The following is a 23,764-nucleotide window of genomic DNA, read 5'->3' on the forward strand; positions in this document are numbered from 1 at the left end:
GACGTTTTTTTGTGATCTTAGTACTGGACAGACCAGGTTATGAAACTAAAGCCAATCCGTGCATTACGATTACGCCGAAGGTCAGTTTGCTCCTCATTCCTTGATATCCCTTGGGCTCGGCGTCTTGTTCGACTTTCCTCACGAGCTTTTCTGCATACCAAACAGCAAGATACCCAATTGCTAAGAGTAGGGTAGCGACCGCGTAATGTTTGTGGCCCTGCAGTAATGCGCCCCAAGCCAGTAAGACAAAAAGGTTGCTGAGAATTAATACATTTCGGCTAAGGCGGTGGTAGTAATGCTCAATGCCATTACCCCAAAGGATGCCAGATAAAAAACTTAATATAACGGCGCTATATGCGATGAAAAATTGCTGACCACTTAAATTGAAGAGTGAGATGTCAGTGAAAATCAGCCCTAAACTAAACACAAATGGAACCAGGCCTAAGTAACCGAGTTGTAGCATGGTTGAGCGTGTTGTCATGGTCGTCACCTTACAATTGTTGCTCTATCATATTGGTAAGCGTAGTACTTGTCGGTGATGTGGAGCTTGGAAAAGTAGCAATAACTTTACCTTCAGAGCTAATCAGAAACTTGTAGAAGTTCCATTTTGGTTTTATGCCTGCTTGGTTAGTAATTTGGTTGAAGACTGGGTTCGCATCTACACCTAATACTGAAGAGCGAGCCATCATTGGAAAGGTTACCCCGTAATCGAGATAACAGACTTTCGCAGTGTTTGTTTCGCTTCCTCTATCTTGTCGAAAGTCATTGCTCGGGAAACCGATAACGGTGAAGTTTTGGTCTTTGTAAGTTTGATAGAGGGTTTCTAACTGTTCGAACTGAGGAGTGAAGCCGCACTGGCTTGCTGTATTGACGACTAGTAGTGTCTTTCCCTTAAAGCTTTCGCATAGATCGACTTCTTCCGTTGAGTTTAACAACCTTTGCTTACCTTGAAGAATATCAGGGCACTCAGATGCAAGAGCAAGCGAATTCATGGAGAGAAAGCTAACGAGAGCGGCGAGTTTCAGTAATCCTTTCATGGTGTTGTTCCCCTTGTTTTCAATAAGTATAACTACTCAAGTGCAAAGAGGATCGATCAAAAAAGCCGCACAAATGCGCGGCTTTTTTCAAGAGCTGAGATCTGACTATGCCAGTTTCAACTCGAACTGGTTCAGGTACATTACCATGTCTTCAATCGTCAGTACCGGCATGTTGTGCAGGCGACCGAATGCTACGATCTCCGGTGCCTTTGCCATCGTGCCATCTGGATTGGTCACTTCACACAGTACGCCAGCGGGTTGAAGCCCTGCCATTTGCATCAGATCAATCGTACCTTCTGTGTGACCACGGCGAGTCATTACACCACCTGGACGTGCACGCAGAGGGAATACGTGACCCGGGCGAGCAAGATCTTCCGGTTTTGCGTGCGGGTTTGCCGCCGTTTTAATGGTCGTTACGCGGTCTGCTGCTGAAACACCCGTTGTTACACCAACTTTCGCTTCAATAGAAACCGTAAATGCGGTTTGGTTTGCGCTGTTGTTGTTTACCACCATTGGAGGCAGTTCCAGTTTGTCTGCTTGAACATCTGTTAAGCACAAACAAACGATGCCGCTACATTCGCGGATCATCAATGCCATTTGCTCGTTAGTGAGGTGCTCGACTGAATAAATGATATCGCCTTCGTTTTCGCGATCTTCATCATCAAGAAGCAGTACGCCACGGCCTTCTTTTAAAGCGATAAGTGCGTTTTCAACGCGAGTAATTGGGTCGCCGAATTCGGCAAGTAGTGATGACTGATTCATGGTTAACTCCTAAATTTCACCAGAATCAGGGCGGTATGAGAGATCGCCGTAAAATACGATCAAAAAGAAGTGCACCAGCATTCTTAGCGATCTGACTCGCTATGCTGGTGTATTCTTATTCTCTTTCATCCGGACTATAACCGTCGGCTCTGGCATCTCACCAGATCTGCTGACCTCGACGAATCGAGCGCTCGCGGGCTCACTTGAAAAAGTATACCGCCGGTGGGGAATTTCGCCCCGCCCTGAGAACAATTAAAAATGTACCACTTCATCCAAGTTGTGAAGAAGTGGAGCTAGGATAGTACTGCGAACTGAATAGCTTGGAAAGTCGATTCCATCTGTATGATGGAAAAGTGTGCTATCGACGGAAATAATCTGTGCGAATAAAGTGATCAATCTGCTGCGGCACGAAGGTGTTGTAAATCAGGCTCGTATGCGTTTGCTTCACTTCGATATGATCTTGCATACCGTCCAGTCTTGTCTCTTCTACGGTAACGGTACCGTCCGACATGGTGTTGTCATTACGGATCAACAATGGGCGAGCGCCAATCGGCATCGTTCCTGCGATACTGCCGAGTTTTTGAGGGAAATCCCAGGCGTCATCATGTTTGTTTAATCCGTGGTGTGGCGAATTGCCTAAAATTGCACCCAATCCGAGATCTTGAATTCGACCTACAATGGACGCGCCTTTAAGAGGCGAACCGATAGCGACAACATGAGAGATTAAGTTAGTGCTCGGTTTTCTGTTGGCGAGATAGCGCTTAATCATCAAGCCCCCCAAGCTGTGTCCCACGAGCACGTTTGTGGTCAGTGGATTAAGCGAATGATCAATAGAATCAAACAGTGAAGACTCATCGATAGCAACAGTGTTATAGCTGAGTACTTGCGTTTCGTATCCGAGTTTTCTCAGCTTTTGGCTAAGAGGCTGCATGACCAGCCCATGCATATAAAGACCATGTAAGATGATGATTTTCATAATACCTCCTAGATTTATGACGTCGTAGATATCCTACTCTAATTGACAAGAAACTACTTGTGCTTTGTGGTGCCTATTTACGTTTTGCTGCAAAGTTTGACTGCTGTAGCAAGCGACTCAGCCCAGTAAATCCTGTACTTGTTGTTGCAATTGATGACGATTTAAAGACGCAGGACTTAACACTTCACCGATAACAACATCCACTTTTGACCAAAAACGAGTCGGTCGTTTTGTGAGAGCATGTCCGCCTTTATGGCTGAAAAAAGAACCCCAAAGCCCTTTTAACGCCATAGGGATGACAGGAACAGGGTTACGTTCAAGGATTTTCTCTACACCAGGGCGAAACTCACCCAATTGACCGTTAGACGTTAAACGACCCTCAGGGAAGATACAGACAACCTCACCGTCGTAAAGTGCTTGTTCAATCTCCTCAAATGCTCGTCGGTAAGTGTCGGCACACTTACGTGGAGAACAGATCGGGATAACACCGGCATGACGGAATACATATTTAAGAACAGGTAGCTCGCTGATGGACTTGTCCATCACAAAACGAACCGGGCGAGTAGAGGTTCCCATCAAAATCAATGCATCGACATAGCTAACATGGTTAGCCACGATTAACGCAGCACCTTGTTCAGGAATATGTTGGCGCCCCTTTACTGACACACGATACATACAATGGCTGAGTAAATAACTGATAAAGCGTTGTGTAAATTCCGGTACTTGGCGATAGACATAGATCGCCACGAAAAAGTTACTTATTGCCATCATGGTAAACAGTTCCACAATAGAAAGCTCTAGTACGCTGAGTACAACGATCGAAACCAAAGCAGACACCACCATAAACAACGCATTCATGATGTTGTTAGCAGCAATGGCACGTGCACACTCCCCTTTGTTTGAACGCGACTGGATGAACGCATAAAGAGGAACAATAAAGACACCGCCGCTTACACCAACAAGGAACAGGTCAATCATGACGCGCAGATGTTTGGATTCAGCAACGAAGCTTTGCACATCATAAAAGTGCACCGGAAGTGATGGATAACTTGGGACTGCCCATAGCAAGTCGACGCCAAACACTGTCAGTCCAAGGATACCGAATGGCAAAATACCAAGCTCAACGTGGTTGAAAGAAAGTTTTTCACACAACCAAGAGCCTGTCGCGATACCAATCGAAAACAATGCCAACAGTAAAGAAACGACAGTGCTATCTGCGAACAAATGTTCGCGTGCGAAGTTAGGGAATTGAGTTAGGTAAGTCGCACCCATGAACCAGAACCAACTGATGGCAAGAATAGACATCCAGATGCCTCTCTGTTTTTTTGCCACTTTTAACGTGTTCTTTAAACCAGAAATCGGTTCAAATTTCGCTTTGTCATTCGATTGGCTAGGCATCGTTGGAATATTCACGCTGCTCATGAACCCAAGCAAAGACAAGGCAATCACGGTACAAGAAGCAATCAAGGTACCATTAGGAATGGCTAGCAGCAGGCCTGCGCTAAGCGTACCTATAAGAATCGAAAGAAACGTGCCCATTTCAACCCAAGCATTTCCTTTAACAAGCTCATTTGGTTTGAGCGCTTGTGGTAACAAGGCGTATTTCACGGGACCAAAATAGGCCGATTGAGTGCCTGTCATAAACAGCAGAACCAGCATCAGCATGGCACTTTGGGTGGCAATAGCGGTTGCTGCGCAAGACATGATAGCTAGTTCGATGAGCTTTAGACGTCGGATTAATTTGGCTTTGTCCATGCTGTCAGCGACGGCACCAGCATGCGCTGAGAATAGAAAGAAAGGTAGGATGAATAAGCCTGCCGCCAAATTAACGAATAGATTGACGGATATTGGTAGGTTATCAATTTGGCTGTATGTCACCATCAATAACAGAACGTTTTTGTAGATGTTGTCATTGAGTGCGCCAAGGCATTGCGTCACAAAGTAAGGAAAAAAGCGTTTTGAGAAAAACATACGGGCCCCGATTAAACAAAGTCGAATGAGATGGGAGCACTTTATGCTCAATGAACGATTAAACCAGCTTTCTCTTTCAAGTGACGTTGTATGCCACCAAAAGTAACGAAATTCGTTACTTTCATTTCCATTCGTTTATTGAGTTACTAATTCCGAGACTTCTGAGTAGGTTTTCTTTCCCATGGTTCAAACAGAGGGAACGTCCAACGACGCATCGCAATAATCAGAGAGGTGCCGTGTTTTTCGTCCATATCGAGAGAGCTATCATTTTGGCAAGCCTGATAAAACTCATCGATGACCTTTTGCAGTTTCTGTTGTAGCTTCTTGTTGGTTGGTACACTCATCAATCCTGTTGCCATGGAGAACTTTTCATCTTCACCAGAAAAGTAGCTTTGGAAAAAGGCGTCTTGAACTTGCTGTTGGAAGAACCGTTGAATAGGGCCGCCCATCTGCCACTTAAATGTCGGAGATATACGCAAACGAATTTTGTTATTTGGCTGCAAGTCGATGATGTTCAGACGATCCAAATGAGCAAGCTTTTGCACCAGTTCAAACTCATTGAAGGTGTATTGCTGAACGATTTGCTCAAACTGATAGCCATTTACAACACAGATTGCCACGAGTAGCAGGGCTTTATCATCAACCAACTGCTTTTCTTGCTCTAACGTTAGCGACTCTAGACCTTTATTGTGCGCAGCCGCGATCTTAAACAGTTCCGCCATTTCTAAACCAATCAATTGGCAAATGCGTTCTAAGCGTTCAAGACTAATGTGTTGACCTTCAGCGAGTAAACGTTTGACGCTTCCTTCACTTAAATCAAGGTGTTGTGCAACATCGGCATAATGCAGCCCAGCTAACTTTAGTTGGCGTTTAAGCTCTTTAATTAACGTATAGCTTTCTGACATTTACGCTGTTACCTCGTCGTGTAACTGCTCTAGGTACGTTTGCATAAAGGTTTTGCGTTTTTGCGCTTCGCGTCTTGCTGACTCTGTGTTCATGGTTTCAGCGATTTTGAATAACTTGGTTTGAAAGTGATCCAGAGTGAATTGTTTATCGTTAAGTTCACGTTCTTCGGCAAATATATCGCTGTCGTTGTAAAGTTGCGCGTTAAATTGAGTGCTGACTTGAATGCATCGCGTCACGCCAATTGCGCCTAAAGCGTCCAGACGGTCGGCATCTTGGACGATTTTAGCTTCCAACGTATTTGGCCTGATGTTTGCGCTAAAGCTGTGTGCCTCTATCGCATGAGCAATGGCATCATGATATTGCTGCGGATAATCGATACTCTCTAAAAATGCGACCGCTTTTTTGGCTGCGATGATTGAGCTCTCTTTGCGATTTGGGTGATCTTTCGGGTAAGTAAAGCAATCATGCAAATAGGCAGCCGGTAATACAATCGCGATGTCTGCATTTTCTTCTTTGCAGAGCTGTTTCGCTGTTTTGACCACGCGTTTTACGTGTTTAAGATCATGAGCTGCATCTACTTGCATCTCTTGCTGCATAAATTCCAAAAATTGCGGTTCTATCTGGCTTAATGACGTCATGGTTCATATCTACAACTAAAATGAAGTCAGAAGTATGCCCAACGCTTAGAATAATTTCCAAGTGCGATGGTGTAATTGAGATTCAGCCACCAGAACCTTGTGCAACGTTTGGTACTGAGCCGTTTTATATGGCCTTTCAATGTGTTCAGTGGTTTATGAGACAAGAATAGACAGAGCGAGCAGTGATGTTTACCAGTAGAAAAAAGGCCTGACGATGTCGTCAGGCCTTTTTCGTCACGCCGATCTTTTTAGCGTTTGAACGTTACTTGCTCTGCTTGTTCAAGATGAATATGAGTCGTCGCAGGCTGTGTTTCTGCAATCACTTTACCGTGACGAACAGAGTAACGAACCGGCACTTGGCGACGTACTGCGTCAAAACCATTTTCTGCGGGAAGAATCAGTAAACTACCAGGTTTGTCTTCTTCAATGCCGTGCTTATCTTGAATGTTCAGTGTACGTGCTGAATTGGTGCTGATCAGATCCAGTGAGTTGTTGATTTGGTCGTAACCCATCACCTGGCACACGTGCAGACCCATATGCAGCACTTGCAGCATGTTTGCAGTGCCTAGTGGGTACCAAGGGTCAAATACATCATCGTGTCCAAAGCAGACGTTGATGTTGGCATTCAGCATCTCTTTCACTCGTGTTACGCCGCGACGTTTTGGGTAATCATCAAAACGGCCTTGTAAGTGAATGTTCACCAATGGATTTGCCACGAAGTTGATACCGGACATGCGTAATAAACGGAACAGGCGAGATGCGTATGCACCGTTGTAGGAACCCATCGCTGTTGTGTGACTGGCCGTGACTTTATTCCCCATATCAGACTTGTGCGCTAATGCTGCCAGTGTTTCAACGAAGCGAGATTGTTCGTCATCGATTTCATCACAATGCACGTCGATCAGGCGGTCGTATTTTTGCGCTAACTCGAATACGTAGTGCAGCGATTCAATGCCATATTCGCGTGTGAATTCAAAGTGTGGAATCGCGCCAATCACGTCCGCACCTAATTTGACGGCTTCTTCTAGCAGCTCTTTGCCATTTGGGTAAGAGAGAATTCCTTCCTGCGGGAAGGCGACGATTTGGATATCTACCCATTCTTTCATCTCTTCACGCACTTCTATCATCGCTTTTAGGGCAATTAGGGTAGGGTCTGAAACATCGACGTGGGTACGAACGTGTTGTACGCCGTTTGCTATCTGCCATTTTAAGGTTTGTTTTGCGCGCGCTTTCACGTCTTCAATCGACAGCATTTCTTTGCGCTCAGCCCAACGTTCAATACCCTCAAACAATGTGCCAGAGATGTTCCAGTTTGGCTCGCCTGCGGTTTGAGTTGTATCTAAGTGAATGTGTGGCTCGCAGAAAGGCGCAACCGCCATACCGCCTTCAGCATCGATGATGTCACCGTTATGACTAAGCTCCACATCGTTGCTTTCAATGCGCTTGAATTGACCATCTTCAATCAAAATTTGCTGCAGACCTTCTTGTCCTTTTAGCATTACGTTTTTGATCAGTAGTGTTGTCATGATGGTTCCTTACGCTGGCTGTGTAGCCAGTGCTTTTTTGTTAAGAATAGGATTAAGAATCAGGAAGCTAATTGCGCCGCCAAGTACAGCGTTAATCGGCACTACGCCAGGCAGGAAGTGTCCCGCACCAACGCCAATCACGACAGCGATAATGCCAGCCCAGTTAACGTTTTGGAATTGGGTGGCTTCAAAGTTTGCGTAGCGTTTACGGTTCGTGAAGAAGTCAGCGATGATCACACCGCCAATCGGTGGAATTGCCAAAGATAAGAAGGTCAGCCAGCCAACAAAGTTATTGTAGAGCCAGAGAGCGCAAAGTGTGCCAACAAGACCGTTCGCCATTGAGATGTATTTACTTGGTAAGCCTGTGATGTTGGAAAATCCAAGACCCGATGCGTAGAGCGCGTTGTCGTTGGTCGTCCAGATGTTCAAGCCAAGAACGATGATAGCTGGAATAAGAAGACCTTGCGCGATCATCACTTCAGAGATGTCTGATTGACCCGTCACCGACGCACCTGCCGCGCCAAAGATAAACATTAACGAGTTACCGATGAAAAATGCCACCATGGTGATCATCACGGCGCTGCGCGGCTTTTTACCAAAGCGTACGAAATCCGCCGTTAATGTACCAGCACTGACAAAAGAGCCGACAACCATCGCGAGAGCTATTGAAAAATCGAGTGGCTCGGTTGGTTGAACCTGTTGTAGTTCGCTTATACCGCCAACACTATTTACTGCCTCGATGACAGAGTAGCCGCCAAGTAGCGCAATGGCAGGAACGGCAATTGCTGACAACACCATCAGTGCGGAGATGCCAAAGTAAACGGTCGCGGTCATGAGCAAACCGGAGACGAGGATCAAAGTATTGGTATCGATGCCCGTTGCTTTGTGCACCGGAATCGCAAACATCGCGACACCAACTCCAAACCACCCAACTTGAGTACCGCCAAGAAGAGCAGAAGGAAGCCAAGAGCCTTTAGAACCAAAAGAGAAACGAGCAAGAAGGTGAGTAGAGAGACCAGTAGAAGCGCCGATGTAACCGAGGAAAGAAGTGTAAATACCGAGGATTAGGTTACCGATGAGAACAGCGAGGAAAAAATCATTAAAGGAGAGCCCAGTACCGAGAGAACCCCCAGTCCACATACTTGCGGAGAAAAAAGTGAGTCCTAACATCACCATTGTAAGTGACGCCACGCCTTTTCTGGCCGTGTTAGGAACTGGTCCAAGACTGTAGTTATTGTCTCCAGCCATTATTACCTCCGCACATTGAAATATTAAATTATAGCACCTGATTTTCAGGCAAACGGCGCGTATTATCGTGATGTAAATTTAATAGTCAATGATAAAATTGCAATTTAAACGTTTGCTTTGTTTTTTATGTGTATTTTTTCTTTTAATAACAATGGTTTGATTTTTAAATTCTAAAGGTGGAAATTTTGATTTTACGTATTTTCTATGATTTATAGACAGGTTTTCCATGTGAAATGAATGTTTTGAATTGCTATTTGTTTTTATGGATTAAATTTATCTATAACTCTGGATTGTTCAGTCGATTTCTATGAAAAGAAAACGATTTCATGATGAGGTTTTTGGTTTGGACGTTATTTGTTCTTTTCTTGGGTGTGTTTTCTTGGTTTTATTTTGTTTTGGTGATTTATTTTTGTTGAAGCTGGTATTTCTAATGGCTTAGTGGGCGAATATTTGAATTTTATAAACAGTAAACAATCTGTTGTGGGTAAGAAAAGTACAACCGAGCTCGGTCAGAGGATAAGAGGGCAATAGCCACATAAAAAAATAGCCAACCGCAAAGAGTGCGATTGGCTTATATACATGTGAACAAAATCAAGTTCACTAACAACGTCAGTTGGCTAGGTGACCCTCGGCTTAAGAAGGGTCGATTTATATAATGCAGTTACTGTGCCAACTTTAATATGCCCTAAAATACGTAGTTTCTGTGACATGCGTTGCTTAAAGTTTGAGTAATGTTTGCAATTTGCAACTGCGTTATGCAATTTGACTCTATTATGCTAATGATTGATTAATAAACAATGAACCTTTTAAAGCATGACTAAACTCGCCGTTCCTAAAAAGGCGAAAAAACCAACGACATCTGTCACTGTTGTTAGAATCACCGAGCCAGCCAAAGCGGGGTCCAATTTAAACTTATCCAGAATAATGGGAATCAGCACACCAAATAAAGCTGCGGTAATAATATTGACGATAATGGCCAGCGCGATGGTTCCCCCAAGAACCGGAGATTGAAACCACAATCCGGCGAGCCCGCCGATGATTAACGCCCAAGCAATGCCGTTCAGAGAGCCAATACCCAACTCATTTTTCAAAAGCTTGAAGCGGTTACCTGGGGTGATCTGATTAAGCGCCATCGCACGAATCATTAGAGTGAGCGTTTGGCTGCCAGCAATGCCCCCCATGGATGCAACAATTGGCATGAGCACCGCCAAAGCCACCACCTGCGCAATTACATCTTCAAATAGTCCGATAGTGACAGACGCCAAAATCGCAGTAAGCAGATTGATGCCTAACCAAACACCGCGCTTTTGCGAGCTTTTTAATACTGGTGCAAACAAGTCATCGCCTTCATCCATACCTGTACCGGCCATCAAACGTGCTTCGTAGATTTCACGCTGTGTACTCAATGCAAACTGCCAATCGACTTCACCGATCAGTGTTTGGTCTGCATCAGTTACAGGGAGAGCGGGCAGTGTGCTGTGTTCTAATGCCTCTACCGCTTCAGGAAGCATCATTTTACTGTCTAGAACCGTCACTGCCTCAATAACGAGTGTTTTTAAGCGAATATCGGGGTCACCACGTAAGATATCGAAGTAATTGACCGTTCCACGATACTGTTTATTACGATTAATCAGATATACCTGTTGAGGCGTGTCGTAGCTATAGCGCTCCATTAACTGCTTAGCTGTCCCAATCGTAATGTTGAAGGGAAGGGTGATGATCTTACGTTCAGCCCAGTGGCCGAGTTCTTCATCAGCATACTCGTTTGCTTGATCGTAAAGTTCCAACTCATCTTTTTCTATCAACGAGAGCGCTTCGTTTATGATCGACTCTGGTAACGAATCGGCCCATTCGATGAGCGATAAGTTGTCGAGTTTAGCGAGAGTGAGTTTTAGCTCGACTTCAGATAACGCGTTGATGATAGAGAAACGTACGTCCGCACGCATTTCCGTTAACACGTCGATATGTAGCTCTAGTGGTAAAGCTCGCCATAAGCGAACACGATCGTCGATTGGAAAGGCTTCTAGAATCAGGGCAACCGCGCCGGGCTCGAGGCCCGCTTCAATAGATTCATTGAGCGTTGCGACTTGATCCGCTTCTTCGGCTTGGCCAATTTGCTGGATTAGAGTGGAGAGATCTTGAAACTTGCTCACCGAGTACCCCGATAGTTAATTCGTTTTATGGAAGTATGGCATGTTATTGAGATGCACAACTATGCACCTTAACCTTGCTCAAGGTACTTGAAAGTAACAGAAAAACAATAGGCTATTCGCTGTTGATGGTGAGATATGGCTGTACCAATTGGCGAATGTTCACTTTTGCGCCAATACGGGCTGCCAGCAAGTACATTCCGCCGATTTTTCTGTGTAAAAATAGGGCATCTGCTGGTGGAGTATGCCAGTATTCTTGCTCCATGCTTAGAATGGTGCCAGCCTCGCGAAGCTTTTGTGCTAAGCCGCTGGCTTTAAAGTCATAAGGCTCATCAACTAACATCGGTTCACATGCCATTTTCACTAGATCGAGAATCGCTTGGCGTTGGTCTGGAAGGATGGTTTGGCTGAAGAAGCCTATTTGTTCAAGCGCATTATTCAAGCCTTGTTCGTCATTGTTAACGACAGATGCGAAAGCTTGGCGATAACCAGTGCTGAACCGCTCGCTGTACTCTCGAGTGGCCCCGAAATCTAGCAAGCCGATTTGACGAGTGTTTTCGATATATAAGTAGTTGGCGAAATTTGGGTCGGTTTGTACCATCTTAAATTCGAACAGCTCCCTGAACAGTAATTCGAGTAGGCTGTGCATGACAAAATCTCGCGTACTCTGATCATAATGTTCGATTTGCTCAATCGGGCTACCATCAATGAATTCCATCGCGAGAACGGAGTCTGAGCAACTTTCAGTATGAATCTTGGGCACCACAAAATGAGGGTGCTCCTTCAAAGCGTCATGATAACGAATGGCAAATTGTGCCTCTCGTGCGTAATCGGCCTCGTCATGTAGCTGCTTTTTCGCTTCTTCGAGCAATCCTTTGTAGTCGACAGACTCGGGAATCAACCCAACGACCTTGAGCAGTGTACCGACATTATCGACGTCGCTATCGATACTTTTCCGTATGCCCGGATATTGCACTTTGACGGCTAGGTTATCGCCCGCATCGCTGTAGGCTTGGTGCACTTGTCCTATTGATGCACTGGCGATTGGTTTGAAGTTAAATGACAGAAACTCAGCTTTCCAATTCGTTCCTAGCGAACTTTCCATTACTGCGTTGAGTTGTTTTGCAGGCATTGGGTCTGCGTTGGAACGAAGACGGGAAAGAATATCGGCAAGTTCAGGTTCTAAAACATCACCAGCATCCATTGATAGCATTTGACCAAGCTTCATTGCAGCGCCACGCAGGTGAGCAAGTTGGTCAGTTAAGCGCGCGATGTTCTGTGGCGTCAGCAAGAGGTCTTTCGCTTTTGGTTTGTTGCCTTTGGCTATCTGCTTCGTGCCTTCTGCAATCACATTGCCTGCGACACGGGTAGCAAGTGAAGCGAACTTGCTGAATCTTGAGATGCGATGGGTAGGTAGGCTTCTTTCCTTTGCCGACATGAATCTTCTCCGCTATTTACTAACTAATTGTTATACGGGAAAAGGATATGTTTGGATACAAATGAAAAGAAAACCGCCAGCGTAACTGGCGGTTTGCGAGTTTAGATAGAGTAGAAGAAGTACAGTTGAGACTTCATTCGGATGATGATCCCGCGAATCACATCTAAGAAGGCCATGAAGCCTATCGGTTTTTCACCGCTGACCCATGCGAGGCCAACAGAGCCAACAGGGATGTCGTAGCCTTCTGGCTCATCAATCTTAAGACGAACAAAGTGGTGTTTGTTCTGTAAGTTCTTTCCAGTGGTGACACGTACGGAATCATCGAAACCCAGTAGATTACCTTGTGACTCACCTGTTGCTTCAACAATGCCTTCGACGGTCGCTGAGAAGATCTTACCTGGGTAAACGGACGAAGAGAATTCCGCTGGCTGACCCGGTTTGATGTTACGAATCGCTTGGTGGTTCACTCGCATCAGTACGTACTTCTCGTTGGTGTACATATTAATACGTGGCATCGCTGATACGCGCTGACCTTCACGCAGGATAAAGTTAGTTACAAAGCCATCACTAGGTGCATGCACTTTGGTGCTGTTCAAATCCCATTGTGCTTTTGCAATTTGCTCTTCCGCTTGACGCAATTCAGCCTGCTTCGTTTCAACCGCTAACTCCGCTTTATGAATCGCCAGCTTCGCACGTGAAATATCGACTTGTTTCTTCTTGATTTGAGATTCAAGAGTCAACACATTGTGGCGAGCCATGTCTACTGTGCTCGACTGTTTGTCGATGTCGCTTTCCGTGATGGTGTTTTGCACCACTCGGTTTTGCTCAACATAGCGAACTAGCATCTTTTTCTGCAATTTGTAGTCAACTTTCGCCGCTTCCAACTGGCTCTTTGATGTTTCTAGATCTTGCACTAGCGCTTCGTGGTTAGCTTCTTCAATCTCGATGTCGCCTATTGCTGTAGCTAATGCAACGCGAGCAGAATCAGCGGATACGTTCGCTTGATTTAATGCGATGTTGTATTGCGTTGGGTCAAGTTCATAAATGAGCTGACCTTCTTTAACTTGCTGATTCGGCTCAATGTAAATGTGGTCAACTTTACCTTTTACATTGGTTGAATCTGGACGCAATTGGATGTGTGGCGACTGCACGACAGAACCGCCGGATAAATCCATCGGGGTGAAGTTAATCAAACCTACCCAGACGAACATTAGCCAACCCAAGCCGCCAAGATAAGCGAACGATTTGGTTGCTTTGTTCCAAGGCATGCCAACCAAACGCAACAGATAGATGAAGAGTGCCCATACCGCTAAACCTTCTAACATTATGCTTCCTCTTTTGGCTGTGTTTCTGTTTGCGGTTTACTTTTCCATGTATCACGCAGATTGATGATGGCTTTTTCCATATCAACGAATGCAAAGATCACGGCTAGCACCCAAACCCAGTGCCAGACAAACCCTATCCAGGTCAGCGCAGTGATGAGCCCTATCTGATGATGGTCTTTGCTGTGTGCTTTATTGATAGGCAATTCATGGATTTTCCAAAAGCCGTAACACGCGCCCGCGACACTCGCAATTAAAACGACAGCAGCGACAACATGTAACGCCGTATCTGCGCCTGTACCGACAAACGGGACACTCAGTAAACTCATTAAACACTCCTCTATCAAACTGTTGGCGTATTGTGATCTGAATTTGATTTGCGGCTTTCTTTGTGACAGATTCAATCACTACAGGATTAAATTTGATGTGATTGGTTATGAAAACGGTTCGGTTTATTCGCGCGATGGGCATTCTAAACATGCATAACCTCGCGTTATCTAAATACAATTTGGACTCGGATGAGTTAGGGATCCCAGCATCGGTGTTTCGTAACCCAATGACACTGATCCCGCTAAAAGCCGTTGCGGAATGGTACCGTTGTGTTGAACAAGCCAGTGGTGACCCGGATGTGGTGTTGAGTCTCAGCCGAGGTATTGAACTGCAAAAGCTAGGGCCAGTGGGACGCTGGTTATTCTCCGGCAATGATTTAGCCAGTACCATTCGGCGAGTGAATTATGGTGTGAGCAACCTACAATCAGGGGCGTTTTTTGCTGGCGAACAGTCGGGTAAAATCATCAAATGGACTTACCACAACCCGTTTATAGAAACGTCAGTAAAGGTGCACGATAGTATCCGCTGTGCGGTATTTATGATTAAGGTGTTACGCGAATTTCTTGGCAAAGATTACCAGCCTTTACGTGTCAAGGTTTCAGGCTCGAGAAAAAATACTGAGCGATACCGGGAATATTTCGGCTGCGAGGTGGAATGGAGTCAGCCAAAAACAGAGATATGGATCCCGGGAGATGACCGACTAGCTTCTCGCCAAGTGAGCCATCGAGAAGACAGCCGTCTAGCGATGAGTTTTTCCGATTTGGATGATTTGCTTAATATGCCCGACCCAGAAGATGAGTTGAAAGTGATTTATGAAGTGGTGAATTACAGCAGCCATTATGGATTGCCAACGTTAGAGCGCGTGTCTTCTCTGCTTGATTTATCTGAACAGCAGTTTCAACGTCGTTTGCATAAATTAGGGCTCAATTTTTCGACGGTTTCTGGCTATGTATTGAGTAATATTGCAGCTGGTTTGTTGAGTAAGCGCGTGAGTATTGATGACATTGCCACGCGCCTTGGTTACACCAATGTGGCGAGCTGCAATCGTATGTTTAAGAAACATCGTGGATTAACGCCCAAGCAGTATATGGGAAGATTAGAGAAGTAGTGCTCCACTTATTTCTATGAGTACAAGCAATAAAAGCCCTCAAAAAAGTAGAGGGCTTTGTTTTTTGTGTGTTGTTGTTTTATGTAATGGCTATTTTTTAGGGCGCCAACTTAGTGCACTTGCAACAGCGCCGATGGCAACTACATCCTTTTTTTGTTCGCTAAGTTCAGGGAGCATCTGTACCGCAATGGTACCGTTCGTCTGCACAGCGGCAATTTCTTGTGTGCCTTCCTTAAAGCTATAACCCAATGGAATGTCTACCGCCATCATGGCGTCAGGACTAGTATGTACAGTTTCTACATTAAAGTGGGTGCTACCAATACGCACTATGCCTGTCTCTTTTTTCTCAAAGCTGATGTCGATGAGAGCCGATTTTGGCTCCATCGCAAACTCACCGACTTTTTTACCATCTTGAGTAATGTCACAGGTGTAAGGATCATTCCCACCAAAATCGACGCCCATGTAGTTAACCGACATACCGCCTCCGGTGCAGTTCAAAAGCCAAGTTTCCCCGCTGTCGATACGAGTCACTTCTGCGCCCATTGAACCTTCTTTGAAAGAGATACGGTTAAACCAACTTGAGTTAGAAGCACTGCGTGAATACTTGCCTTTGTACTTACCAGCAAAATCAAAATGGCCATCTGCACCGAATCCCCAAAAATCACCGTCGGTTTTGATCAGCATTTCTGGTTGTGCTTTTACGGCATCAGTACGATCCATGACGGCTAGGCCACCACAACCAACAAGGAGCAAGGGAGCGAATAGAATAAGTTTCTTCATGTTTTTCATTGTTTATAGCTTGGTTACATCTAGGGTTTGGTCGGTGAATTGGATGTTCTGAATGTCGTACAACTCGTCAGTGCCTGTATTTGGGCACTCAACAGAAACACTCTTTGCTTTGATAACAGTACATTCCGCCAGTTTGTGTGGCACGATATAGGTGTTGATACCGCCTTCACCATAAATGCTGTTGTCTTTGCTGTTGCCTTCAAAAGTATTGTTTTGATCATTACCGATCACATTCATCGCGTCGTCGCCAATGATCTTCACTTTTGTTAGCCACTGAGATTTGTAGGTGTACGCTTCTATCAAACCGTCTTTGTTGGGAGCCATACGGAAGGTAGGTACTGTGCCTGGATTTGTCTTTTCGGTGTAGAGCTTGACGCCCGCAGAGTCGATATTCGCGGTATATTGCAAGTATCCGTGGAATAAGCCACTGATCCAATCAACGGCTTGTGGATCTTGGGTTTGCATTTCTTCACGCGTTAACGCTTGGTAGCCATCTAAACCATGTCCGTTTGCTTTTGCTACGCCCATGTACGCTTCAAAAGCGGCAGCAAAATATTCGTGAGAATATGAAGGGCCCGTTTGTTTCACACTTTCAGGATCGAAGTCGTCCGATTTCCAATCGTCCCAGTCATACTGAGTAGGGCGCCACACCGTCGGTTTGCCCGATTGAATATCGTTATAGATGCTTAACGCATGAGCTTGAATGTCATTATGCAGTGCCGCAGTCGCCGTGTTAGGTGCAATACCTTGCGCTTGGACCAAGTGTAAAATTTCTTCAAAAGCGGCGTCTCGTTCGGCTTTTTTACCAAGATTGGCGCAGTAATCGGCAAAATTACTCATGTAATGGCAATCGCCTTCAACTGTCAGTTCTCGATACATTAAAGATTGGCTATTCCTTAGCCAGTTTGGTGTTTCTTCACTAGTTACTAATGTTGACGCGATAGATGTGACAAGTGTATCCATATCATCTTCGTTAAGTACGATCATGCTTACAACAAACTTTTCTAGAGAACTCGTATCAAAAGAGTGTGCTAAGCCCGAGTTTGTAACTGCATCGTTCAATTTGTCTTGGCGAATCAGTTCGTTGATAAAGATTTTGGTTAACATCTCATCATTCTGTTCGTCGTTTTCGGTCAGCATTAATGTGGCATCACGCTCGGCTAATGTCTTAGCGATAAGAGACTTGTCAGCACCGTACTTAGAGTCTGGTTGGTTTGTTAGAAGGTGTTGGATGATTTTGGCTGCACGAAAGATTTTTTCATTATTCGCACCGTCATCAACGGCCACAATGTGAAATGTATCGTTGTTGTTTGCTTCGGAAAGGGAGATTTTCACATAGTGGGTGAAGCCCGCATCAGCAGCCACTTTTAACTTGGCCGGAAACTCTGTAGAAACGACAGTTGGGATTGTGACAGTGCTCAATGTTGGCACTGGTGGTGTTGGAGGTGTCGTTGTCGATGGTTTCGAATTAGATTCACTGCCGCCACAAGCAGTTAGACTTATCGCGCAAAATATGGCTAAAGGTGTTAATTTGGAATATCTCATTTCATGTTACTCGTAGACTTTATTAGAGCAAGAAACTTAGAAGCAACATAAAGTCCTGTCTATATAAGCAAACTAAGTCATATATGTTGGTATTGTTTTTTGGTAAGACCTATTATTCGATACATTTGAAAATATAGTGGATTTTTATTCCGAATTTTATTTTCTATGTGAAGCTATATTCTGATAATGAATAAAACCTCAGGTTATTGCATGGCTTTAGGGGTATAGAATGATTAGGATTATCGTATATGTATGGTTTGTAAGCGTATGTAAGCCTGCGTTTTATTAAAATTATCATTTAAGTAGGTTGCGCAGTATAGGACGAGCGATATACTCCCTCCATCATATTGGTGGAGTAAATGATTCATGGTGGGTAATACAATCTTACTGGTAGAAGACGACTCAGAGATTGCTCGATTAACCAAAATGTACCTCGAAGCCGAAGGATATACGGTAACTGTCATCGATAACGGTCAAAATGCATTAGAAACGATTAAGGGGCTCAAGCCGGACCTAGTGCTGTTAGATTTGATGTTACCAGGAAAAAATGGCGCAGAAATATGTCAAGAGGCGCGTAAGTTTTATCATGGTATTATCATTGTTTTGACTGCGACCGATGATGAAATGAGCGAGGTGAGCTTATTTAAGTTTGGTGCTGATGATTACCTTACCAAACCGATAAAAGGCAATATCCTTCTCGCCCGTATTGAAGCAGCGTTGCGTCGCTATTGTCGTCAAGTTGATATCGTTGAAGAAGAAAAGCTGAGCCGATATGGCATTAGTCTTTGTCTTCGTCGCTCCCAAGCATTTTATTTGCAAAAAGATATTGGTTTAACGAGTTCTGAGTTTGAAATTTTAGAGCTCCTGATGCTGAATGTCGATAAGCCAGTATCTCGTGAATCATGTTGCCGTCTTGCCCGAGGCATTGAATACTGTATTACTGATCGTTCGATTGATATGCGTATATCCTCACTAAGGAAGAAATTCTCTAAGGCTCATATCCATACGGCTACCATTAAAACCATACGTCACCACGGCTACATGCTGACAGGTAAATGACGCATGTTTTCCCTGTTTACTCGTCTATATGTGGGGTTAGTAACTGGCCTTGCGCTGACTGTTGCTTTGTTTCTCTTTATGGGGGAAGAGTACATGCGCAAAACAGAAGTCGGTGTTTTTTTGAGTGACGGTGCTTATTTTGTCGATCAATACATTGAGCAACGAGGCACTCCGGATTCTCTCTACAAGAAGTTAACCGAAAACGGCAAGCAAGATTTCTTTATCTTTGATTTAACATTGGTTGAAAACTGGGACGGATCACCGCCTTGTCGAGATTGTAATCTGCTGTACCGTATGCAAGGGATACCTGTTTATCTTATTGATGGCAGTACCTATGCTGCGGTATTCCCTTTGCCTAACACTTCGAAGAGTTTAGTTTTCAAAGAAAAAACGGATTTCTTTAGCCCACACGTTGATTGGAATGAAGATTCTGAGATTGTATTTATACTTACTCTACTTTTGGTTGTTGTATGCAGTTTAGGCATTATGGTTTACATACCTGTACGACGTCTTGACCGCCAAATTCGGCAACTAACGGCTGCGCAACAACAATTTGGTTCTGGTGAGTTGAATACGCGAGTCGAGCTAAAGCAATTTTCGCAACCCGTGAAAGAGCTCGCCCAAGGCTTCAACTGCATGTCTGAAGAGATTGAGAGACGAGTGCGCCAAACACACATCTTTACTCAAGCTATTCCTCATGAAGTGCGCACTCCGCTGAGTCGTATTCAGCTAGCGACGGATTTAGCTCGACGCACGAGTGGTGAAATGCAGGCAGAGTTACATGACGATATTGAACGATACGTTGATGTCGTGACGGATTTAACGTCCGACATTGTCATGCTGTCTCGCTTGAGTGTGAAAAACCACTCATGGATCGATTCTGTTGAAACCATGGAACTGCCACTTTGGTGTAAAAGCCGCATGAATTACCTAGGCTTAGAGTCCGCCATGTTGAGAGCAGAAAATAAACTCGCGAACCAATTGATTCACTTTCAGCCTACTTTGGGTAACCTTGTCCTCGATAATTTACTGCAAAACGCCAAGCGTTATGGTGAGTCCTGCGTTGAGGTGACGATTCGAACGGTAGCGGATTGCTGGAGCATCGATATTGAGGACGATGGTCCGGGCATCCCTGAGGCGATGCGAGAAGAAGTATTTATGCCATTTTCGCGCTTAGACAAAAGCCGCAACGCCGACATGAAAGGCTTTGGTTTAGGGCTTGCCATCGCTACCAGTGCAGCGCGGCAACTGGGGTGGGAGCTTTCTGTCGGCGAGAGTTACTTAGGCGGCGCACGTTTTACGGTGCTTATTCCTGCCAACGGTTAGAGTAGGCACTGCGGTAGTCTGGCTCTGCGATACCTTCATACAAATCGTCACAAGCTTGCAGCGGACCTACGACGGTTTGGTAGGGTAGGACACCTGCCCAAACAGGGATGTCCATGTCTTCCGCATCGTCGTTGACGCCAAAATTGCTGATTTTCACCGATGCTTCTGTGAGTGGAATACGCAGCAGCATGGTGGCTTTGAGTTCTTTTTCATTACTCAAACGGACTTGTTCTGTTCTCCCCGGAGCGATCTGTTCAATAAAGTGATTCAGCAACCTGTCTTTCTCTTGGTTATCTTCCACCACCTCAAACTGGCCAAAGACCACAGCACTGCGATAATGCGCACTGTGGTGAAACGCACTTCGAGCCAATACCCAACCATCAAACAAAGTAAAGGTTAAGCACGTTTGCACTCCTTGTTTGAGTGAGCGTAACAGTCGACTGTTGTTGGCACCATGGATATACACGTAATCATCGACACGCCATGCCAGCATAGGGATGACCACAGGGCCTGACTCGTTGGTTATCGCAATATGAGCGATTAGGCTGTCATCTATGATGGCGTGCAGTTTGCTAACATCAGAGACGGCTTTATGTGCGCCTTTCTTAATTTCCGTTCTATTGGTGTTGGATAGCATTTTCTCTCCTTGTTTGCTCACGATTACGAGCGATTGATCCTCATTCTTTGATTGCAATGTAGCGTTTAACTGGTAGCTTAAAGAGAGCCAGTTTTAACTAATGGATGGATCCAGTTTGTCTTTGATTGATATCGGTGACCTGCATTTAAAAGACAGTGAAGGAACGCGTCAGCAAGCGTTGTTTTTGGCTATTCGCAAGAAAATTGTTCAAGGACTGTGGGTGAAGAATGGGAAGCTGCCTTCTACGCGGAAGCTTTCACAAGAGCTTAATCTAAGTAGGAATACCGTGATTTCTGCCTACGAACAGTTAGTGGCGGAAGGGTACTTGAACAGCCAAAAAGGTTCTGGCTTTTATGTTGCCGTAGAACTGCCAGAGCAGTACTTGCCTGAACCTAGTTCAGTTCAGAGAGACTCATCACCGAAAGCTCACTTTGATATCAACCGCGCATTTGCACCGGGTGTGCCGGATTTGGACGCATTTCCGATGGCGCAATGGCAAAAGTTACTCACTCGCCATATGTCTCGTACTTGCTTGTTGGGGAACCAAGATATTCAGGGCAGTTGGACATTACGCTGTGCTTTAGCTGACTACCTTGCATCTAGCCGTTCAGTGAATTGTTCTCCAGAGCGCATCATTATTACCTCTGGGGCGCAGCAAGCGTTGTCGATTGCGACGATGGTAGTGCTCAAACAAGGTGATAAGGTTCTGATGGAGCAACCAGGTTACGCGCAAATGCGGAAGTTGATTCAATTCCCGCAGTATAAATTTGAGCCTTTATTCGTCCGAGAGAAACTAGGCTTTGATGTGGAAGCTGTGACCACAAGCGATGCCGATGCCCTGTATATCACCCCAAGCAATCAATATCCGATGGGCACCACACTCAATACTGAGCAAAGAGGGAAGATCATCAACTGGGCAGTCGAACAGTCACGTTGGATCATCGAAGACGATTATGACAGCGAATTCCAGTTTGCTCATCGTCCCTATACCAGCTTACAGGGGCTAGCAGCTCAAATGGGTCGAGATGATCGTGTGTTGTATGTGGGTTCCTTCAGTAAAGTGATGTTTAACGGATTGCGGCTTGGCTACCTTGTAGTTCCTGAACGTTTAGTAGAGCAATGCTTAGTGGTTAAGGATGCGTTAAGTGGTGATTCGCCGACGCATACACAAGAAGCATTGGCAGACTTTATTACTGAAGGTGGGTTATTACGTCATATTCGAAAAATGCGTCGACTGTACAAAACTAAGCATGAACAGATGCATGTATCCATTCAACAGCATTTTGGCGACCGTGTTTGCGTCGTTAGCCAAGCGGCGGGGCTTCATGTTACGTTGAAATGGCAAGACGGTATGGATGAGCAGCGTTTTATAAAACTAGCAGAGCATGAAGGGATCATCTTGCGACCTTTGAGCTATTATGAACACCCAGATTTTCAAGCACGTCACTGGCATGGTGCCGTGCTTGGTTACGGCAATATCGCGTTAGAGAACATAGACGCTGGTATCCAACGTTTAGCTCACATATTTCGAAATGGGAAGCGATGACTATTCAACTACACGTGTTTGTCGCTTATGTCGCCACTGTTTCCAAGGCAGTAAAAGTAGAGTAAAAATGCCAAGTGCATAAAACATTGACCAGCCTAAACATATAAAAACACCGGTACAAAGCAGTAGGGACAGTCCCGCAAGTGTTTTACCAAATCCTCGAAGCAATTTAAAAGCGGCTAACATCGCCAACATGTAAACCAGAACGAATACACTGTTTGCGAGTTTTAGGAAAAACTCCAGATCGAGCTGTGATAGGGTTCCTATCACACAAGATATCAATAATATACCGCCAACTAATATGGTGGCTGAGAAAGGGACACCACGACGCGAAATCTTGGCTAGTGGACTAGAAGGACGATGTTCCCGAGCTTGAGCCCAGACCATTCGCGCTAGGCTCTGTGTGTATAAGTTAACGCTCGCGAAACAAGCGGAGAAACCTATCAAGCTGATTATCCATTTGGCTCCATCGCCTAGTAGTTGGGCACTAAGCCAGGGGATGGATGCGTTATCAAATTGAGCGTTACCATACGCGCCAAATTTTAAAATAACGACAGAGCATGCCCAATAGGTAGCCCCTGCTACAAAACAACCGACCACAATGGCAATAGGGAAATCTCTTTGAGGGTTTTTGAACTCTTCCCCCATATGGGCAAAAGCCTCTATGCCAACAAAACACCAGAACATCACGCCTAACGCTGCGGTAATAGGCCAAATTGACTCTTGTGTGATGGCGGGCATCACAAGATCGGCGCTGTTAACGTCGCCTTTCCATAAAAATGCGCCAACAAGTGCGAAGACACTCAAAGCAATAAGAGTTTGTAAATGACCTGATGATTTTGTGCCCATCAAGTTGACGAACACAAGAAGTACTACCGTGAGAACTTGTGCAAACAGATTGTTGCTAATAGGCTCTGGCAATATTTGTTGTAGGAAGCCTGCGGCGAGTGCAATCGCGGCCGGAACCCCTACCGGAATGACACTAACAAATAGCCAAGCGACACTACTTTCCAGTTTGGCGTTAAAGGCTTTGCGTACAAAAAAGGCTGTTCCGCCCGCGTTGGGGTATCGTTTACCCAGTTGAGCAAAAGTCAGCGCAATAGGACAAATCGCGATGAACAATAAAATCCAAGCCCATAGTGAAAAATGGCCAGCTATACCTGCTGCGATAGCCGGGATCATAAACAGCCCCGTTCCCATTAATGTGGTGGATAACTGTGCGATACCTGATGTGAGTGAAATGTCTTTTTTGAGCTCTTCCATGCGAATTGATTCATCCAATGTTATGAGGTTTATTACGAAAAAGCTTGTGGCTTCTGGTTATTTCGTTTTATGTGTTTAAGCGATGCTATTTATGTGCTGAGTACTTAAGTTGGGAATTTGATTTCAATGTGTTATCTATTTTCTGTTGAAATGGATAACAGCACTCATCTCATGCCCGCCAAATAGC

General features: G+C 45.0%; 21 protein-coding genes and 1 riboswitch. Of the genes, 4 read left to right on the top strand and 17 right to left on the bottom strand.

All coding sequences use genetic code 11. The features are described from left to right. Window positions 1-37: 37 nt before the first annotated feature. From R7E29_RS06240 to R7E29_RS06300, 13 genes are all read right to left on the bottom strand, one after another. Complete coding sequence (locus R7E29_RS06240) at window positions 38-481, bottom strand: DUF3429 domain-containing protein (protein ID WP_017819861.1); 444 nt, start codon at window positions 479-481, stop codon at window positions 38-40. Between the two features lie 10 nt (window positions 482-491). Beyond that, window positions 492-1,037, bottom strand: a complete 546-nt coding sequence (locus tag R7E29_RS06245) for a glutathione peroxidase (RefSeq protein WP_033906358.1) — start codon at window positions 1,035-1,037, stop codon at window positions 492-494. A gap of 105 nt (window positions 1,038-1,142) precedes the next feature. Next, complete coding sequence (gene ribB, locus R7E29_RS06250) at window positions 1,143-1,799, bottom strand: 3,4-dihydroxy-2-butanone-4-phosphate synthase (protein ID WP_005385579.1); 657 nt, start codon at window positions 1,797-1,799, stop codon at window positions 1,143-1,145. 113 nt (window positions 1,800-1,912) lie between these two features. After that, window positions 1,913-2,053: riboswitch (FMN riboswitch) on the bottom strand. A gap of 104 nt (window positions 2,054-2,157) precedes the next feature. After that, window positions 2,158-2,775 (bottom strand): hypothetical protein, encoded by a 618-nt coding sequence (locus R7E29_RS06255; RefSeq protein ID WP_005373653.1) that lies wholly within the window; start codon window positions 2,773-2,775, stop codon window positions 2,158-2,160. 117 nt (window positions 2,776-2,892) lie between these two features. After that, window positions 2,893-4,746, bottom strand: a complete 1,854-nt coding sequence (locus R7E29_RS06260) for an MFS transporter (RefSeq protein ID WP_170893120.1) — start codon at window positions 4,744-4,746, stop codon at window positions 2,893-2,895. A 146-nt stretch (window positions 4,747-4,892) separates the two neighbouring features. Further along, window positions 4,893-5,651 carry a helix-turn-helix domain-containing protein gene (locus R7E29_RS06265; RefSeq protein ID WP_053304542.1) on the bottom strand — a complete coding sequence of 253 codons (759 nt, stop codon included), beginning with the start codon at window positions 5,649-5,651 and terminating at the stop codon, window positions 4,893-4,895. Further along, window positions 5,652-6,290: an HD domain-containing protein gene (locus tag R7E29_RS06270; RefSeq protein WP_017819864.1), complete on the bottom strand. Its 639-nt coding sequence runs from the start codon at window positions 6,288-6,290 to the stop codon at window positions 5,652-5,654. Between the two features lie 248 nt (window positions 6,291-6,538). Next, on the bottom strand, window positions 6,539-7,816 hold the full coding sequence (locus tag R7E29_RS06275; RefSeq protein WP_258631834.1) for a cytosine deaminase: 1,278 nt from the start codon (window positions 7,814-7,816) through the stop codon (window positions 6,539-6,541). 9 nt (window positions 7,817-7,825) lie between these two features. Beyond that, window positions 7,826-9,064: a cytosine permease gene (codB, locus tag R7E29_RS06280; RefSeq protein WP_258631836.1), complete on the bottom strand. Its 1,239-nt coding sequence runs from the start codon at window positions 9,062-9,064 to the stop codon at window positions 7,826-7,828. Window positions 9,065-9,870: 806 nt separating this feature from the next. Continuing rightward, complete coding sequence (locus R7E29_RS06285; protein WP_017635159.1) at window positions 9,871-11,217, bottom strand: magnesium transporter; 1,347 nt, start codon at window positions 11,215-11,217, stop codon at window positions 9,871-9,873. A 112-nt stretch (window positions 11,218-11,329) separates the two neighbouring features. After that, window positions 11,330-12,652 (bottom strand): ABC1 kinase family protein, encoded by a 1,323-nt coding sequence (locus R7E29_RS06290; protein ID WP_017635160.1) that lies wholly within the window; start codon window positions 12,650-12,652, stop codon window positions 11,330-11,332. Between the two features lie 101 nt (window positions 12,653-12,753). After that, entirely contained in the window at window positions 12,754-13,977 is a 1,224-nt protein-coding gene (locus tag R7E29_RS06295) for an HlyD family secretion protein (RefSeq protein ID WP_017635161.1), read from the bottom strand. Continuing rightward, complete coding sequence (locus tag R7E29_RS06300) at window positions 13,977-14,303, bottom strand: MFS transporter (protein WP_017635162.1); 327 nt, start codon at window positions 14,301-14,303, stop codon at window positions 13,977-13,979. Before R7E29_RS06300 ends, R7E29_RS06295 begins: the two co-directional genes overlap by 1 nt. A 107-nt stretch (window positions 14,304-14,410) precedes the next feature. Between R7E29_RS06300 and R7E29_RS06305 the strand changes: the two genes are divergently transcribed. Beyond that, the gene (locus R7E29_RS06305) at window positions 14,411-15,412 is read left to right on the top strand and encodes an AraC family transcriptional regulator (protein WP_017635163.1); all 1,002 of its coding nucleotides are present in this window, start codon (window positions 14,411-14,413) and stop codon (window positions 15,410-15,412) included. 90 nt (window positions 15,413-15,502) lie between these two features. Here R7E29_RS06305 and R7E29_RS06310 read toward each other — a convergent pair whose 3' ends face one another. Both R7E29_RS06310 and R7E29_RS06315 read right to left on the bottom strand, forming a co-directional pair. Beyond that, window positions 15,503-16,192: a hypothetical protein gene (locus tag R7E29_RS06310; protein WP_017635164.1), complete on the bottom strand. Its 690-nt coding sequence runs from the start codon at window positions 16,190-16,192 to the stop codon at window positions 15,503-15,505. Between the two features lie 12 nt (window positions 16,193-16,204). Next, window positions 16,205-17,746 (bottom strand): hypothetical protein, encoded by a 1,542-nt coding sequence (locus R7E29_RS06315; protein ID WP_318082491.1) that lies wholly within the window; start codon window positions 17,744-17,746, stop codon window positions 16,205-16,207. 366 nt (window positions 17,747-18,112) lie between these two features. On the opposite strand from R7E29_RS06315, the gene R7E29_RS06320 reads away from it, so the two are divergent. Together R7E29_RS06320 and R7E29_RS06325 are read left to right on the top strand one after the other, a co-directional pair. Continuing rightward, the gene (locus R7E29_RS06320) at window positions 18,113-18,805 is read left to right on the top strand and encodes a response regulator transcription factor (RefSeq protein WP_005373624.1); all 693 of its coding nucleotides are present in this window, start codon (window positions 18,113-18,115) and stop codon (window positions 18,803-18,805) included. A gap of 3 nt (window positions 18,806-18,808) precedes the next feature. Next, window positions 18,809-20,131, top strand: coding sequence for an ATP-binding protein (locus tag R7E29_RS06325; RefSeq protein ID WP_047101179.1), 1,323 nt, complete (start codon window positions 18,809-18,811; stop codon window positions 20,129-20,131). Here R7E29_RS06325 and R7E29_RS06330 read toward each other — a convergent pair. Then, complete coding sequence (locus tag R7E29_RS06330) at window positions 20,112-20,768, bottom strand: pyridoxamine 5'-phosphate oxidase family protein (protein ID WP_017635166.1); 657 nt, start codon at window positions 20,766-20,768, stop codon at window positions 20,112-20,114. The genes R7E29_RS06325 and R7E29_RS06330 overlap by 20 nt on opposite strands. A gap of 100 nt (window positions 20,769-20,868) precedes the next feature. Here R7E29_RS06330 and R7E29_RS06335 point away from each other — a divergent pair, with 100 nt between their 5' ends. Next, window positions 20,869-22,314, top strand: coding sequence for a PLP-dependent aminotransferase family protein (locus tag R7E29_RS06335; RefSeq protein ID WP_318082494.1), 1,446 nt, complete (start codon window positions 20,869-20,871; stop codon window positions 22,312-22,314). Here R7E29_RS06335 and yjeH read toward each other — a convergent pair whose 3' ends face one another. Further along, window positions 22,315-23,577, bottom strand: coding sequence for an L-methionine/branched-chain amino acid transporter (gene yjeH / locus R7E29_RS06340; protein WP_017635168.1), 1,263 nt, complete (start codon window positions 23,575-23,577; stop codon window positions 22,315-22,317). Between the last annotated feature and the right edge of the window lie 187 nt (window positions 23,578-23,764).

This window comes from Vibrio sp. Vb1729 (assembly GCF_033338655.1).
GTDB classification, from domain to species: Bacteria; Pseudomonadota; Gammaproteobacteria; order Enterobacterales; family Vibrionaceae; genus Vibrio; species Vibrio alginolyticus.

Bases quoted from the DNA above. Each gene is read 5' to 3' on its own strand.
- R7E29_RS06240 (WP_017819861.1), bottom strand. From the start codon at position 481: ATGACAACACGCTCAACCATGCTACAACTCGGTTACTTAGGCCTGGTT.
- R7E29_RS06245 (WP_033906358.1), bottom strand. From the start codon at position 1,037: ATGAAAGGATTACTGAAACTCGCCGCTCTCGTTAGCTTTCTCTCCATG.
- ribB (WP_005385579.1), bottom strand. From the start codon at position 1,799: ATGAATCAGTCATCACTACTTGCCGAATTCGGCGACCCAATTACTCGC.
- R7E29_RS06255 (WP_005373653.1), bottom strand. From the start codon at position 2,775: ATGAAAATCATCATCTTACATGGTCTTTATATGCATGGGCTGGTCATG.
- R7E29_RS06260 (WP_170893120.1), bottom strand. From the start codon at position 4,746: ATGTTTTTCTCAAAACGCTTTTTTCCTTACTTTGTGACGCAATGCCTT.
- R7E29_RS06265 (WP_053304542.1), bottom strand. From the start codon at position 5,651: ATGTCAGAAAGCTATACGTTAATTAAAGAGCTTAAACGCCAACTAAAG.
- R7E29_RS06270 (WP_017819864.1), bottom strand. From the start codon at position 6,290: ATGACGTCATTAAGCCAGATAGAACCGCAATTTTTGGAATTTATGCAG.
- R7E29_RS06275 (WP_258631834.1), bottom strand. From the start codon at position 7,816: ATGACAACACTACTGATCAAAAACGTAATGCTAAAAGGACAAGAAGGT.
- codB (WP_258631836.1), bottom strand. From the start codon at position 9,064: ATGGCTGGAGACAATAACTACAGTCTTGGACCAGTTCCTAACACGGCC.
- R7E29_RS06290 (WP_017635160.1), bottom strand. From the start codon at position 12,652: ATGTCGGCAAAGGAAAGAAGCCTACCTACCCATCGCATCTCAAGATTC.
- R7E29_RS06295 (WP_017635161.1), bottom strand. From the start codon at position 13,977: ATGTTAGAAGGTTTAGCGGTATGGGCACTCTTCATCTATCTGTTGCGT.
- R7E29_RS06300 (WP_017635162.1), bottom strand. From the start codon at position 14,303: ATGAGTTTACTGAGTGTCCCGTTTGTCGGTACAGGCGCAGATACGGCG.
- R7E29_RS06305 (WP_017635163.1), top strand. From the start codon at position 14,411: ATGAAAACGGTTCGGTTTATTCGCGCGATGGGCATTCTAAACATGCAT.
- R7E29_RS06310 (WP_017635164.1), bottom strand. From the start codon at position 16,192: ATGAAGAAACTTATTCTATTCGCTCCCTTGCTCCTTGTTGGTTGTGGT.
- R7E29_RS06315 (WP_318082491.1), bottom strand. From the start codon at position 17,746: ATGAGATATTCCAAATTAACACCTTTAGCCATATTTTGCGCGATAAGT.
- R7E29_RS06320 (WP_005373624.1), top strand. From the start codon at position 18,113: ATGGTGGGTAATACAATCTTACTGGTAGAAGACGACTCAGAGATTGCT.
- R7E29_RS06325 (WP_047101179.1), top strand. From the start codon at position 18,809: ATGTTTTCCCTGTTTACTCGTCTATATGTGGGGTTAGTAACTGGCCTT.
- R7E29_RS06330 (WP_017635166.1), bottom strand. From the start codon at position 20,768: ATGCTATCCAACACCAATAGAACGGAAATTAAGAAAGGCGCACATAAA.
- R7E29_RS06335 (WP_318082494.1), top strand. From the start codon at position 20,869: ATGGATGGATCCAGTTTGTCTTTGATTGATATCGGTGACCTGCATTTA.
- yjeH (WP_017635168.1), bottom strand. From the start codon at position 23,577: ATGGAAGAGCTCAAAAAAGACATTTCACTCACATCAGGTATCGCACAG.